The following is a 16,523-nucleotide window of genomic DNA, read 5'->3' on the forward strand; positions in this document are numbered from 1 at the left end:
GCAGTAAGAGAAGGTGGAAGAACAGTTGCATCTGGAGTTGTTTCTAAAGTTATAGCTTAATTTAGCTAAAATTTCGAAATAAAATAGATTACTTGAAAGACGGGGAAGTCCCCGTCTTTTTTTAAAGATTATTATTGAAATTTTATGAGGAAATTAAATGAAAGAAAAATTTAGTAATTTTAAGGAAATATTTAAGAAAATATTTTTTATATCTGTATTAATTCTTGTAATTGTTGAATTTAGAAAAATATCCAAAGAAATAAATGTTGATGATGTAAAATTTATTTTTTCTAACTTATCGGTTATTACATTGCTTTTTATGGGAATTTATGGAATTTTTGCTAATATTCCAGCAAGTTTGTATGATTTTATTTTGAATGAAGAGCTTGGAAATAATTATGATAAAAAATACATAGGAGAAACTGGATTTTGCATTAATAATTTCAATGATCTTTTGGGACTTGGTGGATTTATTTCTATTGGATTGAGGACAGCTTTTTATGGAAAAGGTCATGAAGCTACAAAGCTTGTGAAAAAAATCTTACAACTTTTGGTTTTTTTGCCATGTGGCTTGTCATTTTTTTCTATTATTTCCTTAATTTCTTTAATATTTCGCTCAAATCCAAATTTACAAAGTTATATGCTTTTGCTTGTTGGTGCAAGTTTGTATATTCCTTTTGTATTGGCTTTGTCTTTTTTTGGAAAGATTAAATTTTCTAGAAAAAATCAAATAAAATTATTTTTAATCTCAATTGCTGAATGGTTTGGAGTTATGAGTGCCTTTGTGGTTATTGGGTATTTAATGGGGATTAAATTTGATTTGCTTAGTTTATCAACTTTGGTTGTTGCTGCAAATATTGTAGGATATATTTCTATGATTCCTGGAGCTATTGGTTCTTTTGACCTTATAATTTTATTTGCTTTAAAAAGTCAGGGTATAAATCAAGAATTGGCACTTGCTTGGATTCTTCTTTATAGAATGTTTTACTATATTGTTCCATTTTGCCTTGCTTTTGTATTTTTTACTAAAAATTTTACAATTGCTTTTCAATTTAAGGAATCTGCTTTTATAAAAAGACTTTTCAAAAATATTCTTTTGGTTTTGAATACTTTTTTATTGTATATTTTTGGACTTTTTATGATTTTGGCTGCAACTTTGCCAGATAAGGCTTATGGTGGAGGTCTTCTTACAAAATTAAATCCTATAAGAGCATCAGCTATTTATCAGTTTCCATCTCTTCTTTTTGGATTTATATTTATAGTTATGGCAAGAGCTTATATTTCAAAACAGAAAAAATCTTTTCTTTTAAACACCGTAATGTTAATTCTTGTATTTTGCTATACTTATATAACTGGTTATAGTTTATCTACTCTTATTTATATTTTTATAATGTTTGTAATTAATCTTATTACAAAAGATGAACTTTATACCAAACAATTTATTTATGCTATCGAAGATAGGTTTATTGATTTACTTTTGACAAATTTTATGCTCATAGTTTATGTAGGGAAAATTTTGAAACGTGGCTCTATCATTGATGTGAATATTAGTGAGGCTAATGATTTTATTCTGATTCCTTTTGAGTATAATTTTATTTCAATAATTGCTACTATATCAATAATTTATTTTCTCGTTTATCTTTTGATTAGGAATTTGCAAGGGGCTAGGTTAAAAGTTGGGGAAAAATTTGATTATGATAGGTATTTAAATTTGCTAAAAAATCAGGGTGGTTCCAAAGAAGCCTTTCTTTCTTTTTTGGATGATAAGGATCTTTATTGGTTAAAAAATGATGAATGTGATTTGGCTTGTCTTCAAATTAGGACAGTGGGAGATAAGGTAATTGTAATGGGGGATCCTATTGGAAATGAAAAATATTTTGATGAGCTTTTGGAAAAATTTATTTATGAAGCTGATGATTTGGGTTATAACATTGTTTTTTATGAAATAAATAAAGATATAACAATGAAAGTTCATGAATATGGTTTTAATTTTATGAAATTTGGGGAAAGTGCAAATGTAAACCTTGAACAATTTAATCTTGATGGCAAGAAAAAGAAAAATCTAAGAAAAACTATAAATAAACTTGATAGAGATGGATATAGTTTTGAAATATTACAAGGACCTTTTGATGGAAAAACTATAAAAAGACTTCAAGAAATTTCTAATTCTTGGCTTGGAGAAGGTAAAGAAAAGGGATTTTCTTTGGGATTTTTTGACAAAGATTATTTGAATAACGGAGATATTGCTGTAATAAAAAATCCTAATCAAAAAATAATTGCTTTTGCAAATTTATCGCCAATTTATGTAGAAAATTGGGCAACAGTTGACCTTATGCGTTATGAAGAAAATGTTGATGGCTTGATGGATTATTTGTTTATAAATATTTTCACGTATTTGAAAGAAAATGATATAAAATATTTTGACCTTGGCATGGCTCCACTTTCAAATGTAGGAGTTATGAGACATTCGTTTTTGCAAGAAAGAATTGTATATACGATTTTTAAATTGGGAGATCATTTTTATTCCTTTGAAGGGCTCAAGGCTTATAAGGATAAGTATGCAAGTTTTTGGGAAGAAAAATATCTTTCCTACTCTAGAGGTTCATCTTTGATTTTTTCTGCAATGACCTTATTTTATGCTATAAATAAAAAGGCGAAATAATTTTGTGGCAAAATCAAGGACAATAGTATAATAAATTATGAATTTATACAGAAAATTAAATTCTAATAAAAATAATTTTAAAGGAGAAATAAATGGAAAATCCAATAGTTACATTTGAAATGGAAAATGGTGCAATCTTTAAAGCTGAATTATATCCAGAAATTGCTCCAAATACTGTAAATAATTTTATTTCATTAATAAAAAATAATTTTTATGATGGCTTGATCTTTCATAGAGTTATAAAAGATTTTATGATCCAAGGAGGAGATCCTCAAGGCAGTGGAATGGGTGGCCCAGGATATGCTATAAAAGGAGAATTTTATTCAAATGGTTTTGAAAATAATCTGCTCCATGATAAAGGAGTTTTATCAATGGCAAGATCATTTATGCCAGATTCTGCAGGAAGCCAATTTTTTATAATGCACAAAAAAAGTCCACATCTTGACGGAGATTATGCAGGATTTGGAAAAATTATTGAGGGTATGGATGAAATTGACAAAATCGCAAATGTAAAAACAGATTATAATGACAGACCTGTTGAAGATATAAAAATTAAAAAAGTTACAGTTGATACAAAGGGAATTGATTATCCTGAAGTTGAAAAAATGTAAATTTAAGGCAGATTAATTTCTGCCTTTTTTTTATTTTATAAATATGGTATAATTTTATTCGGATTTTTAAAATAAATTTTTAGGAGGTCTTATGACTTTTAATGACATTATGGCAGCCTTGGGTGTTGTAATTAATGGAATTCCCCAAGCACTTTTGGCACTTTCGGTAGGTTTTTCTGCATTTCCAACTTCGCTTGGTTTTGCTGTGGGAGTAGTTGCTTGTATGCTTTTGCAATCTCCAATTCCAATTTCTATGCAAGCTGAAACAATTGCCCTTGCAGGATCTTATGGCGATAATATTAGGGAAAGATTGTCGGTTGTATTTTGGGCAGGAATTATTATGTCCATACTTGGAATTACTGGTAGCTTAAATTTTATTGTTGATTTGGCTGGAGTTTATGTATTAAATGGAATGATGGCAGGAGTTGGATTGATTCTTGCAAAAATTGCAATTGATGGACTAAAACTTGAAACAAAAATGGTAAGTTTAATTTCTATAATTTCAGCCCTTATAACATATTTTGTTTCTGGAAGAAATCTTGTTTACACTATTATAATTTCTGTTGTTATTTCTTCAATTTATGCAAATATTATGAAAATGGAAATAGGAAAAGAGATTAAAAAAGAAGAAAGAAAACTTTCTATTAAAAAACCTATTTTAAATAAAAAAGTTATCAGAGGTTCTTTATCTCTTGCTTGCCTTACAATTGGTGCAAATATTGCCTTTGGAAATATTACAGCATCTCTTGGAGATGGAAATTTAACTGCAAATATTGACCATTTGACAATTTATTCAGGTCTTGCTGATTCTGTTTCTTCACTTTTTGGGGGAGCACCAGTTGAGGCTATAATTTCTGCAACAGGGGCAAGCGATAATCCAATTAATTCTGGAATTTTGATGATGGCAATTCTTGGGGTAATAATGTTTATGGGATTTTTGCCAAAACTTGGGAAATATGTTCCAGGAGAATCAATCCACGGATTTTTATTTGTACTTGGTGCTCTTGTAACTGTTCCAACAAATGCAAATCTTGCTTTTGCAGCAGGAGGCGATACAATATTAGTTGCAGGTATAGCTATGGCAACAACTGCAGCAAGCGATCCTTTTATGGGACTTGTAGCAGGAGTAATTCTTAAATTTATAATTTTATAGGAGATTTTATGGATTATTATAAATTAAATGTGTGTGGAGTCGAAAGAAATTTGCCAATAATACAAATATCAGATAATTTAAAAATTGCATCATTTGTTTTATTGGGAGATACAGAGCTTGCAACAAAAGCAGGATATGAATTAAGTAAAAAAATTGATTGCGATATAATTCTTACAGCAGAGGCAAAAGGCATAGCCCTTGCACATGAAATTGCAAGAAATATTGGAGAGAAATCATTTGTAGTTGCAAGAAAATCACAAAAATCCTACATGGAAAATCCTGTAAGTGTAGAAGTAAATTCAATTACAACAAAAAATACCCAAAAATTATTTTTGGATTTTAAAGATGTAGAAAAAATAAAAGGAAAGAAAGTAGCCCTAGTTGATGATGTAATTTCAACAGGAGAATCTATAAAAGCTTTAGAAAATCTTGTGAAAAAAGCAGGAGGAGAGGTTGTTCAAAAACTTGCGATTCTTGCAGAAGGAGATGCAGCTAATAGGGATGATATAATATTTTTAGAAAAACTTCCAATTTTTGAAATTTAATATAGAAATAAGAGGAAAAACTTCGATAAATTAAACTTCCAGAAATTGGAACTTTCAGATCGTAGACAAACCCTCAAGCACGAATATCTGACTCCAAAAATTGTTGATTTCTAAATTTCAAAATTCTAAAATCGCAAACTCGCTAACGCTCAAACAATGCGATTTTTGACGAATTTTTAAATTTGAAATCAAATCAATTTTTTCCGTATGATATTCTTAGCATGAGGATTTGTATACTTTATCAACAGTCTAAAACTTCCAGAAATTGGAAGTTTTTTTAATTGCAAATAAAAAGCACTTATTGTAAAAATAAGTGCTCAATTAGAATTTTTGTTCCTAATAAAATCAAAATTACTCCACCAATAAGCTCTGAAATTTGTTTGCTTTTCATGCCCAATTTATTTCCTATTTTAAAGGCTATTGATGAGAGAATAAAGGTTGTGATTCCTATTATTGTGCTTGAAGAAAATATATTTACATTTAAAAATGCAAATGAAACTCCAACTGCCATTGCATCGATGCTTGTTGCGATTCCAAGTGAAAATAAAGATTTAAAACTTAAGCCGTGGCTTATTTCGCAACTTGCATCTTTTGATTCTCTTATCATTTGAAAGCCAATTATAAATAATAAAATAAAGGCAACCCAATGGTCAATTGCTTTGATTGAATTTGCAAAACTTGATGCTAGAAAATAACCAATTATTGGCATAAGTGCTTGGAAAATTCCAAAACAAAGACCGATACTTAGGGTATTTTTTATGTTATTTTCTTTTATTTGAAGACTTTGGCAAATGCTTGCTGCAAAAGCGTCCATACTAAGTCCGATAGCTAAAATTAAAATTGAAATAAGACTCATTACTACTCCTTTTTTTCGGAAAAAAATTATCAACGAAGAAACTATACTTGATATTTTTATATAAGCAAATAGAAGGCCTTAGCCTTCTATTTCTATAATTTTTTGTATTATTGGTTGGTCTTTTATTTCATCAAATCTATTTGAATCTATATTTATGTCAGGATTTGTTTTTTCTATTTCGTTTATATATCCTGATTCAGTCACTCCGATTTCTTTTGAAAATCTCAATACATATCCAGAATTTGGCAAATCAATTTGCAAGGGGTCAGTTCCAATTCCATCTCCCTTGCTTTGGCTTCCTACAATTGTTGCAAGTTTTGTTTCTTTACAAAAAGATGCTAGCATTTCCGCTGATGAAAATACTGACGAATCTATAAGAAGATAGATATGTCCTTTAAATTTTATGGAATCTTCGCTTGGGCTTATTTTTGCAGGATAATTCGTGTAATAATCAAATTTTGAAAGTATCTGTTTTGTATCATTTGAAAAATTACTTGCATTTAAAAATTCGCTTACGCCTTCTTTGTATTTTTCTTGGCTTATTACTTTCTTATTTAAATCTCCTTTTTTGATAAAAGAATAATAACTTGTAGAATATGGCTTATCTATAATTTGTGGAAGAAGAAAATCTTGCCAATATCTAGAATCGCCACCAGTATTTCCTCTTATATCAATAACTAGAGCTTTTTTGTTTTTTACTTTTTTTAGATAGGCTTTCAATTTTTTTTGGTCATAATTTGAATAATCATAATTTACCATTGAATTAATTTTTAAATATCCTATCTTATCATTTATATCTTTAGCTTCAATATTGTCTGTACGAATTTCGTTTGAATTTTCTTCTGCCTTTCCTAAAATATTATTATTTTTATTTATTTTAGCTTTTGTTTCATATTGGTTGTATTTCAAATAATCATTTATTTTTTTATTATCTAAATTGTACCTTCTTCTTACATTTTCCTTTTCATAAACATGGCTTATATAATGACGCCAATCATTTTCTGGCATTTTGTAGTAGGTTATATACATTTCAACTGCCTGATTTTGGTCAATTATTTGGGTGTGGTCGTTATTTAGCTCATACAAAATTTTATTCATTCTCAAGCCAAAGTCCACATCATTTTTGGAATTTTCTATATATTTTTTGAAGGTTTCTTTTTTTCCTAACCAGTCAATATTATTAATTTTCTTATTTATGTCAAAATAAGGATAATAAGTTTCTAAAATATTGTAGGCAAATTCAAAATCTTCTATGTATTTATCCTTTGTCAAATCTCTCATCTTTTTTTCTTCCAAGCTTGGAAGATTTATTTTTTCGGCATTTTTTGGACTTGTAAAATTCAAAAAAGCCAAAATAAGTAAGAGTGAAATTATAGCAAAGGGAAAAAGTCTTCTTTTTTTCATCTAATTTATCCTTTCCTAATTAATTATAACAAATAAAAATTTCTTTCACACTTTTCTTATGGAAATAAGGAAGGGAGGATTGTTTATTTGATTATAAAAATTATATTTTATGACTTGAAATGTTTTTTGATCTAGATTTTTTAAAAATTCTCCCACATATTTTTCCTCATTTTTGCCTTCATCATGACCTGGATAAAAAGTTATAAGAATAAGCCCATTTTCATTTAATAAATTTAAACAAGATTTTAGAGATTCTATCACAGACTTATAATTTGTTGTAATTGACTTATCTCCTTTTGGCAAAAATCCCAAATTATAAATAAAAAGGTCGATTTTTTCTTCTATATATTTTTCAATATTTTTGTGATCATCAAGGATAAATTTAAAATTATCCTTTTGACCTATAAGTTTTTCACATCTTTCTTTTGAAAGTTTTTGTATATCAAAAGCATACAAAATTTTGGGATTTTTCTTATCCAAAATGAATTTTGAATCATTACCATTTCCTGCTGTCATATCGCAAGCTCTTATATTATTTTCCACCCTATTTTCTATCAAATAATGGGAAAGTTTTACCGGATTATTTATAATTTCATCAGTATATATCATGATTTCTTATATCCTTGCCGTCAATATCCTTAAAAAAATTAGGATCAGCTTCTTCTTTTTTTATATTCATGCCCATCCTATGCATCTCATTTAATTTAAAAATCATAAGATTTACATTCACATTATACATAGAGGCTAGTTGGTTGTAAGTGTAGCCTGCTTTTACATCATTTATCAGTTCTTTTTCGTCCAAAAGAAGATGAGCTGCAAAAATATTTGCACACAATTCCATTTCACTATTTATATCAAAAAGTTCATACTCAATCAGATTTTCATTTTTTGCCATATCTTTGTGATAAAGGTCATGGCCCAATTCATGAGCAAAAACCATATTTTGAATTCTTTTGTCAACAAAGGGATTGTAAAAAACAAAAGAATTTCTTTTGATAATTTTATACATACCCAAAAGTTTTGTATTTTCCTTAAAAGCAATTATATTTACGCCCCTTTGAATTAAAATTTCTTTTGGATTTCTGCTGTCATATTTTTTAATTAATTTTTTTACATCATCAAAAATTTCATCGTATAAAAAAGACATATTTCACCTAATCCTTGTGAGGATTATATTTTTTATTTTTATTTTTTGCAATATAGTAGGCCTCTTGGATAGAATCAAGGATTGCTTTTTTATCTTCCTCATTTATTTCTCCGCCAGCCATAAGACCAATTACCCCATCAACCATTTCCTTTGCATCTCTTGCTCCCTTGTAGCCATATTTTTCCCTAGCATCAAGAATAAAATTCTCCTCGTCAGTTACAAGATAATCGTGGCTAGTGTCCAAAACCTCTGCAAGCTTGTCATAAATTTTTCTATATCTCGGTTTAGATTCTCCCATTTCATATCTTGAAATAGTTTTTAAAGAAACCCCAACAAGCTTTGCAAGCTCTTCTTGAGTTAAATTTTTATTTTCACGAAGCTTTCTTAACTTAGATTCAAAACTCATAATTTCTCCTTTTAATAGATGCTCAAAAATTTAAGCATACTTAAATTTAATTAAGTCATTTAATGACATGATTATACAATATCAGTCATTTAAGTTCAAGGAGGGAAAAACTAGAAATTAATCTAAACAATTTTAATAAAGTCTTTAAAAAATTTTTTATGATTAAAAATTTATGGGATATAATTAATAAAAAAATTCTAAATAGAGATGGAAAAAATTTTTAATGAAAAATTAAATAAGGAATTAAATTCATATTCTTTATTTGCAAAAAATTATTAATTTTCTTAAAAAAAATAAAAATATATCTTTAATTTTTAAAAATATTGTGGTATGATTATTTTACATTCATTTGGGGGTATTTATCATGGATTTTATTTTTAAAATTGAAAAATTTACAATTATGATTTTATCTATGAAAAAAATTGAAAGGCTAAGATCTTTCTGTGAATTTCTATGCCCAAATTTGTCTATGAATGGAGTAATGTTTTATCAGGGAAGCTAATTTTGTTAGCTTCCCTTTTCTTGTCTTTAAATTTAGACTAAAAGCTTATGGGAGGGATTAATGAGAGCTTTAATATCTGTTACTGAAAAAAAGGATGTAGAAAAACTTGCTAGAGGATTGAGTGAATTAGGTGTGGAAATTGTATCTACTGGCGGTACATATAAAAAAATTAAAGAAAGCGGAGTAGATGTAAAAGAAATTGAAGAGATAACAAATTTTCCAGAAATTTTGGACGGTAGGGTAAAAACTTTATCTCCTTATGTTCATGGTGGAATTCTTTACAAAAGAGATAACGAAAATCACAAAAAAACTGTGGAAGAAAATAATATCAAAGACATTGATATAGTTGTTGTAAATTTGTATAAGTTTGAAGAGTCCTTAAAGAGTAATGATATTGACAATATTATTGAAAATATTGACATAGGCGGACCAACTTTGATTAGATCTGCTGCCAAAAATCACAAGGACTGCATAGTTTTGACTGACCCAAGTGATTATGATGAATTTTTGGAAAAATTAAAAAATAATCAAGTTGATTTAGAATATAGAAGATATTTGGCTATGAAGGCTTATTCTCTTACAGCTTATTATGATAGTGTAATTTCTAGATTTTTCAAAGATTTAACCAAAAAAGAAAGTGAATATAAAACTTATGGTCTTAGAAAAATTGAGGATTTAAGATATGGAGAAAATCCAAGCCAAAAAGCAAGTCTTTATGAAGATACTTATGCAAAGGGACTTTTAAAAGATATAGAAATTTTACACGGCAAGGCAATGAGCTTTAATAATTATAATGATTTAAATATTGCTTTAGAACTTGCAAAAGAACTTGGAGAAAATTCTTGCGTAGCTTTAAAACATCAATCTCCTTGTGGAGCTGCTATTGGAGAAAATGCCTTTGATGCTTACAAAAAAGCTTACGAAGCTGATTCCTTATCAATTTTTGGTGGAATTGTTGCCCTAAATGGAATAGTTGATGAAAAAACTGCAAGTATGATGAGTGAAATTTTCCTAGAAATTATTGCAGCAAATGACTTTACAAAAGAGGCTTTGGAAATTTTATCTAAAAAGAAAAATGTTCGTCTAATAAAAGTAGATTTATCAAAAGATATGATTGAAGAAGATGTAAAATATTTGGAAGGAAAAGTTTTAGTTCAAGATACAGATTCAAAAGAAGATGATTTTGAAGTTGTAACTGAAGTTAAACCAGAAAAAAAAGATATTGACGACTTAAAATTTGCAATGAAAGTTGTAAAATATACAAAATCAAATGCCATTGTAATTGTTAAAGATGGAAAAACTTTGGGAGTTGGTTGTGGACAAACTTCAAGAATTTGGGCTCTAGAATCAATCAAAAATAACCACCCAGATGTTGACTTTACCGATTCAATTATGTCATCAGATGCCTTTTTCCCATTTGATGATTGCGTAGAATTTGCCCACAAAATCGGAGTAAAATCAATAATCCAACCAGGTGGATCAATTAGAGATAAGGATTCAATTGAAAAATGTAACCAATACAAAATGTCCATGGTATTTACCAACAACAGACACTTCAGACATTAAGGATATGATATGAAAAAGTCAGTTAAGAGAATTTATGTAAGAAAAAAAGATAGGTTCGATTACAAGTCCAAGGAAGTAAAAAAAGAAATTGAAAATCTTTTAAAAATAAAATTGGAAAAATTAAATATTTACAACAGATACGACCTTGAAATAAGCGATGAAAATTTGGATAAGGCAATTAATAATGTCTTATCCGAAAGAAATCTTGACTATGTCTATGCAAAAGATGAGGCAAAAAAACTTGAGGATTCTTTTGAATCTTTTCTTGCAGTTGAATATCTTCCAGGCCAATTTGACCAAAGAAGAAAGGGAGTTCTTGATACCCTAGATTTAATTTTGGATGAAAAAACAGATTGTAAAACTGCAACTGTCTATGAATTTTCAAAATTAAATGAAAATGACCTTAAAAAAATTGAAAATTATCTAGTAAATCCAGTTGATAGTCACAAGATTGATTTGAAAGAAATGCCAGAAAGTTTGGATACAACAAGGGAAAAAAATCTTGAAAATGAAATCTATGATGGATTTATAAATTATTCTGATAAGGAAATTTCTAAATTTTTAAAAGCCCACGACCTTGCTATGGACGAAAATGATTTGAAAATGGTTAGGGATTATTTTAAAAAAGAAAATAGGGATTCAAACGAAACTGAAATAAAAATTCTTGATACTTATTGGTCAGATCATTGTAGGCACACAACTTTTAACACCAGCCTTGATATCGATATAAAGGCAAAAACTATTCTTGATGAGGCTATTAAAAATTCTTTCGAAAAATATTTGAAAATGAGAGATGAGCTTGAAATCAAAAAGCCAATAAATCTTATGAGTTTTGGTACAATTCTTTCAAAATATATGAGAAGTAAAAATGACTTTGATGATTTGGAAGTTTCAAGTGAAATAAATGCCTGCTCTGTTTATGTAAAAGTTAGGGTAGAAAAAGATGGCAAGGAAAATCTTGAAGATTATCTTTTGATGTTTAAAAACGAAACCCACAACCATCCTACAGAAATCGAGCCTTTTGGTGGGGCGTCAACTTGTCTTGGTGGAGCAATTAGAGATCCACTTTCAGGAAGAAGCTATGTCTACCAAGCAATGAGAATTACTGGAGCTGGAAATATTTTGGAAGATGTTGATAAGACTATGGAAGGAAAACTTGCCCAAAGAAAAATTTCAAAACTTGCTGCCAAGGGATATTCATCCTACGGAAACCAAATTGGTCTTGCCACAGGATTTGTAAAAGAAATTTTCCATGAAGGCTACAAGGCAAAAAGAATGGAATGTGGGGCAGTTATAGCTGCGGCTCCAAAAGAAAATGTAAAAAGACTTACACCAAAAAAAGATGATATAGTTTTATTAATTGGAGGAAGAACTGGAAGAGATGGAATTGGTGGAGCAACAGGTTCATCAAAATCTCACAAATTAACTTCAATAATTACAGAATCTGCTCAAGTTCAAAAAGGAAACGCCCCAGAAGAAAGAAAACTTCAAAGATTATTTAGAAGAAGCGAAGTTTCAAAACTTATAAAAAAATGTAACGACTTTGGGGCAGGTGGAGTTTCAGTAGCAATTGGAGAACTTTATGATGGAATTGATATAGACCTTTCCAAAGTTAAATTAAAATATGAAGGACTAAAACCATCAGAAATTGCAATTTCAGAATCCCAAGAAAGAATGGCAGTTTTAATTGATAAAGATGATAGGGAAGAATTTGAAAAATATTGTAGGGAAGAAAATGTAGAAACAGCCCTAGTTGGGATAGTTACTGACACAAATAGGATGAGAATGTTCTATGAAGATAAAAAAATTGCAGATATTTCCTATGATTTTATAAATACAAATGGAGCTAACAGAAAGGCGAAAGTTAATTTTGTAAGTGAAGAAGTTCCAAAATATTTGAAAGAAAAATCTTCTAATCCAAAATATTTTTACGAAAAAATAAAAGACTTAAATGTAATTAGCCAAAGAAATCTAATAGAAATTTTCGATTCAACTATTGGACAAAATACAGTCCTTCAACCACTTGGAGGAAAAAAGCAAGTAAATCCATCTCAAGCCATGGTTGCAAAAATTCCTGTAAATGAAGGAGTTTCTAAAACTGCTTCAATAATGTCCTACGGATTTGATCCATATTTGTCAGAAAAAAGCCAATATTTGGGAGGATATTACGCAGTAATAGAATCAATTGCAAAACTTGTTTCTGTTGGAAGTGATTTGGAAAAAATAAGATTATCCTTCCAAGAATTTTATGAAAAAATGGACAATGAAAAATCTTGGTCTAAGCCATTGAAATCACTTTTGGGAGCCTTTGAAGTAACAAACTTTTTCAAAATGCCTCCAATTGGTGGAAAAGATTCAATGAGTGGAAGTTTTGAAGATTTGAATGTTCCACCAACTTTAATTTCTTTTGCAACAACAACTGAAGATATTGAAAATATAAAATCAAACGATTTAAAAGGAAAAGGAAAAATTGGTCTTGTTGGGGCAAAATATAATTCCGATATGACTCTTGACCTTGATTATTACAAAAATTTATTGGAAAAATTAATTGGTGCTATGAGAGATGGAAAAATTATTTCTACTATTGCCCTTGATAACAAGGGAATTTTAGCAAATATTTACGAACAAACTTTGGGAAATTCTAATTTCACTCTAGATTTTGATAATTTATACAATCCAATGTTTGGATCTTTTGTGGTTGAATATGTAGAAGATTTAGACTTTGTTGAAAAAATTGGAGAATTTTCTGATGATTTAATTGTAAATGGAGAAAAATTAGATAGTGAAAAATTAAAAAAATCTTATTTGCATGAACTAGATCAAATTTTTGCTCCAAAAGAAGAAATTCCTTATGAAGAAATTAAGCAAAAAGAGATGAAAGTTTCTTTAAAATCAAAAAAACCAGTTGATAAGGTCAAAGTTTCAATTCTTGCCGTAACAGGAACAAATTGCGAATGGGATACAAAAAAAGTCTTTGAAAAATATGGGGCAGAAGTTGAGATAAATTTATTTAGAAACTTAGATAAGAAAGCTATAGAAGAGTCTATTGAAAATCTTTCTAAATCAATTAGAAATTCACAAATTTTTGCCATTCCTGGAGGATTTTCTATGGCAGATGAGCCAGATGGTTCTGGTAAATTTTTGGCAAATATTATAAGAAATAAAAAAATAAAAGATGCCATTGAATATATGCTTGATGAAAATGATGGCTTAATAATTGGAATTTGTAATGGTTTCCAAACTTTGATTAAAACTGGACTTCTTCCTTATGGAAAAATCAAAGAAATCGAAGAAGATGACCCATCATTAACTTACAACACAAATGATAGACACATTTCAACAATTGTTGATACAAAAGTTTTAAATAATCAAAGTCCATGGACAAAAGGTCTTGATTTGGATGTAACTTACAAAATTCCAATTTCTCACGGCGAGGGAAGATTTATTGTAAATGAAGAAAAATACAAAGATTTATTAGAAAACGGTCAAATTTTTTCTGTATATGAAATAAATCCAAACGGCTCTGATTATAATATTGAAGGAATTTTATCCAAAGACGGAAAAATCTTGGGAAGAATGGGCCATGTTGAAAGATTAGATTCAGATTTATATAAAAATATTTACGATAAAAAAGAGCAAAAAATATTTGAAAATGCAATAAATTATTTTAAAAAATAGGAGGCTTTATGCAAATAATAGGAGAAGGATTAACATTTGATGACCTACTTTTGGTTCCAGGACCATCAGAAGTTTTACCAAATGAAGTTTCATTACAAACAAATCTTACAAAAAAAATTAAATTAAATATTCCTTTGATGTCAGCATCAATGGATACTGTAACAGAATCAAAAATGGCAATTGCCATGGCAAGGCAAGGTGGAATTGGAATAATCCACAAAAATATGTCAATAGAAGACCAAGCCAAAGAAGTTGATAGGGTAAAAAGAAGTGAACACGGCGTAATAACTGATCCATTTTATTTAAAACCTGAAAATATTTTAAAAGAAGCTTTGGAAATTATGGCAAATTATAAAATAAGCGGCGTTCCAATAGTTGATGATAATATGACTTTAAAGGGAATTTTGACAAACAGAGATGTGAGATTTCAAAATGACGAAAATGTAAAAATTGATGACATCATGACAAAAGATGGTCTTATCGTTGGTCAAGTTGGAATTTCTATGGAAGAAGCTGTTAAAAAAATGGAATCAGGAAAAGTTGAAAAGCTTCCAATAGTTGATGATGATTTTAAATTAAAAGGATTAATTACAATAAAAGATATAGAAAAATCAAGACAATATCCAGATTCTGCAAGAGATGAGCATGACAGATTATTGGTAGGAGCTGCAGTAGGAATTACTCGCGATATGATGGATAGGATTGACGCTTTGGTTCGTGCAAAAGTTGACGTTGTAACAGTCGATACAGCTCATGGCCATTCAAAAGGAGTAATTACTGCAATTAAAAAAATCAAAGAAAAATATCCTAATCTTCAATTAATAGCAGGAAATGTTGCAACAGGAGAGGCTACAAAAGATTTGATAAAAGCAGGAGTTGATGCTGTAAAAGTAGGAATAGGCCCTGGATCAATTTGTACAACAAGAGTTGTAACAGGAGTTGGAGTTCCACAAATTTCTGCAATAATTGATTGTGTAAAGGCTGCAAAAGATTCACAAATTCCAATTATAGCTGATGGTGGTATAAAATATTCTGGAGATATCACAAAGGCTTTAGCATGTGGAGCAAGTGTAATAATGGCAGGATCATTATTTGCAGGAACAGAAGAATCACCAGGAGAAACAATTGTCTTTGAAGGAAAACAATACAAAGAATACAGGGGAATGGGTTCACTTTCTGCTATGAAATCAGGATCAAGCGATAGATATTTCCAAAATGATACCAAAAAATTTGTACCAGAAGGAGTAGAGGGGAGAGTTGCTTTAAAAGGATATGTTGGAGATGTAATTTATCAACTTCTTGGAGGACTTCGCTCAGGAATGGGCTACGTTGGTGCAGGAAATTTAAAAGAATTAGAAGAAAAATCAAAATTTGTAAAAATATCCCCAGCAACCCTTGTAGAAAACCACCCACACGATATTCAAATAACAAGAGAATCACCAAACTATACAAAAAAATAATGAATAAAAAAGATTGGATTTTGTCCAATCTTTTATTTTCTAAAAAATTAGGGTAAGAATATAAAAAGAAAAAAATTAGGGGGATATATGTTAGATCTTACAAAAATAATTATTGATTATTATCAAGGAAAAAATTTATCAATAGAAGAAATTGCAGATGAATTGGATAAAGCGAAGATTGAAGTAATTGAAAATTTTTTGGACAACAAATTATATGTTAAAAAAAGAAATGGAAAAATTGAATTATTTGATATTGAAAAGATATTAAGGTCAATAAAAAATGCAGCAAGAGATGGAAATATTGACCTTAATACATCAGATATATCAATTTTAAAAAATGATTTAATGAAAATGGTAGAAAAAAACCACAAGAGAATTATTCCTACAGCAAGAATAAAAGAATATGTAGAAAATATTTTATATGAAGATGGCTACAAAAAAGTATTAGAAAACTACAAATCATATATTAAAAGCAAATAAAATGAGCCGTTAAGGCTCATTTCAGACTGTAGACAAAGTAGATGAAAAATGCA

General features: G+C 29.0%; 13 protein-coding genes. 8 read left to right on the plus strand and 5 right to left on the minus strand.

Features of this window, described 5'->3' with window-relative positions; translation table 11 throughout:
• Positions 1-157: 157 nt before the first annotated feature.
• The 4 genes from mprF to HMPREF2782_RS00295 all read left to right on the plus strand — a co-directional run bounded on the left by mprF (position 158) and on the right by HMPREF2782_RS00295 (position 4,971).
• The gene (gene mprF / locus HMPREF2782_RS00280; RefSeq protein WP_070639926.1) at positions 158-2,662 is read left to right on the plus strand and encodes a bifunctional lysylphosphatidylglycerol flippase/synthetase MprF; all 2,505 of its coding nucleotides are present in this window, start codon (positions 158-160) and stop codon (positions 2,660-2,662) included.
• Positions 2,663-2,754: 92 nt separating this feature from the next.
• Positions 2,755-3,273, plus strand: coding sequence for a peptidylprolyl isomerase (locus HMPREF2782_RS00285; RefSeq protein WP_070639930.1), 519 nt, complete (start codon positions 2,755-2,757; stop codon positions 3,271-3,273).
• A gap of 91 nt (positions 3,274-3,364) precedes the next feature.
• On the plus strand, positions 3,365-4,426 hold the full coding sequence (locus tag HMPREF2782_RS00290; RefSeq protein WP_070639933.1) for a guanine permease: 1,062 nt from the start codon (positions 3,365-3,367) through the stop codon (positions 4,424-4,426).
• An 8-nt stretch (positions 4,427-4,434) separates the two neighbouring features.
• Positions 4,435-4,971 carry a phosphoribosyltransferase family protein gene (locus HMPREF2782_RS00295; protein WP_004838171.1) on the plus strand — a complete coding sequence of 179 codons (537 nt, stop codon included), beginning with the start codon at positions 4,435-4,437 and terminating at the stop codon, positions 4,969-4,971.
• Positions 4,972-5,269: 298 nt separating this feature from the next.
• Here the strand turns inward: HMPREF2782_RS00295 and HMPREF2782_RS00300 are convergent, their stop codons facing one another.
• The 5 genes from HMPREF2782_RS00300 to HMPREF2782_RS00320 form a co-directional block, all read right to left on the minus strand.
• The gene (locus HMPREF2782_RS00300) at positions 5,270-5,827 is read right to left on the minus strand and encodes a manganese efflux pump MntP (protein ID WP_070639936.1); all 558 of its coding nucleotides are present in this window, start codon (positions 5,825-5,827) and stop codon (positions 5,270-5,272) included.
• A gap of 78 nt (positions 5,828-5,905) precedes the next feature.
• Positions 5,906-7,231 carry a S41 family peptidase gene (locus HMPREF2782_RS00305; RefSeq protein ID WP_070639939.1) on the minus strand — a complete coding sequence of 442 codons (1,326 nt, stop codon included), beginning with the start codon at positions 7,229-7,231 and terminating at the stop codon, positions 5,906-5,908.
• Between the two features lie 45 nt (positions 7,232-7,276).
• Complete coding sequence (locus tag HMPREF2782_RS00310) at positions 7,277-7,840, minus strand: tRNA 5-(aminomethyl)-2-thiouridylate-methyltransferase MnmM (protein ID WP_070639941.1); 564 nt, start codon at positions 7,838-7,840, stop codon at positions 7,277-7,279.
• Positions 7,827-8,378 (minus strand): ImmA/IrrE family metallo-endopeptidase, encoded by a 552-nt coding sequence (locus tag HMPREF2782_RS00315; protein ID WP_004838177.1) that lies wholly within the window; start codon positions 8,376-8,378, stop codon positions 7,827-7,829. The genes HMPREF2782_RS00310 and HMPREF2782_RS00315 overlap by 14 nt, the downstream gene beginning before the upstream one ends.
• Positions 8,379-8,385: 7 nt before the next feature.
• Positions 8,386-8,784 carry a helix-turn-helix domain-containing protein gene (locus tag HMPREF2782_RS00320; RefSeq protein WP_070639944.1) on the minus strand — a complete coding sequence of 133 codons (399 nt, stop codon included), beginning with the start codon at positions 8,782-8,784 and terminating at the stop codon, positions 8,386-8,388.
• A 562-nt stretch (positions 8,785-9,346) separates the two neighbouring features.
• Between HMPREF2782_RS00320 and purH the strand changes: the two genes are divergently transcribed.
• The 4 genes from purH (at position 9,347) to HMPREF2782_RS00340 (ending at position 16,470) form a co-directional block, all read left to right on the plus strand.
• The gene (gene purH, locus HMPREF2782_RS00325; RefSeq protein ID WP_070639946.1) at positions 9,347-10,852 is read left to right on the plus strand and encodes a bifunctional phosphoribosylaminoimidazolecarboxamide formyltransferase/IMP cyclohydrolase; all 1,506 of its coding nucleotides are present in this window, start codon (positions 9,347-9,349) and stop codon (positions 10,850-10,852) included.
• 9 nt (positions 10,853-10,861) lie between these two features.
• Positions 10,862-14,530, plus strand: a complete 3,669-nt coding sequence (locus tag HMPREF2782_RS00330; RefSeq protein ID WP_070639950.1) for a phosphoribosylformylglycinamidine synthase — start codon at positions 10,862-10,864, stop codon at positions 14,528-14,530.
• Between the two features lie 8 nt (positions 14,531-14,538).
• Complete coding sequence (gene guaB / locus HMPREF2782_RS00335) at positions 14,539-15,990, plus strand: IMP dehydrogenase (RefSeq protein ID WP_070639953.1); 1,452 nt, start codon at positions 14,539-14,541, stop codon at positions 15,988-15,990.
• 87 nt (positions 15,991-16,077) lie between these two features.
• Positions 16,078-16,470, plus strand: coding sequence for an ATP cone domain-containing protein (locus HMPREF2782_RS00340; protein WP_070639956.1), 393 nt, complete (start codon positions 16,078-16,080; stop codon positions 16,468-16,470).
• Positions 16,471-16,523 lie beyond the last annotated feature (53 nt).

The organism is Anaerococcus sp. HMSC068A02, assembly GCF_001811125.1.
Taxonomy (GTDB): domain Bacteria; phylum Bacillota; class Clostridia; order Tissierellales; family Peptoniphilaceae; genus Anaerococcus; species Anaerococcus vaginalis_C.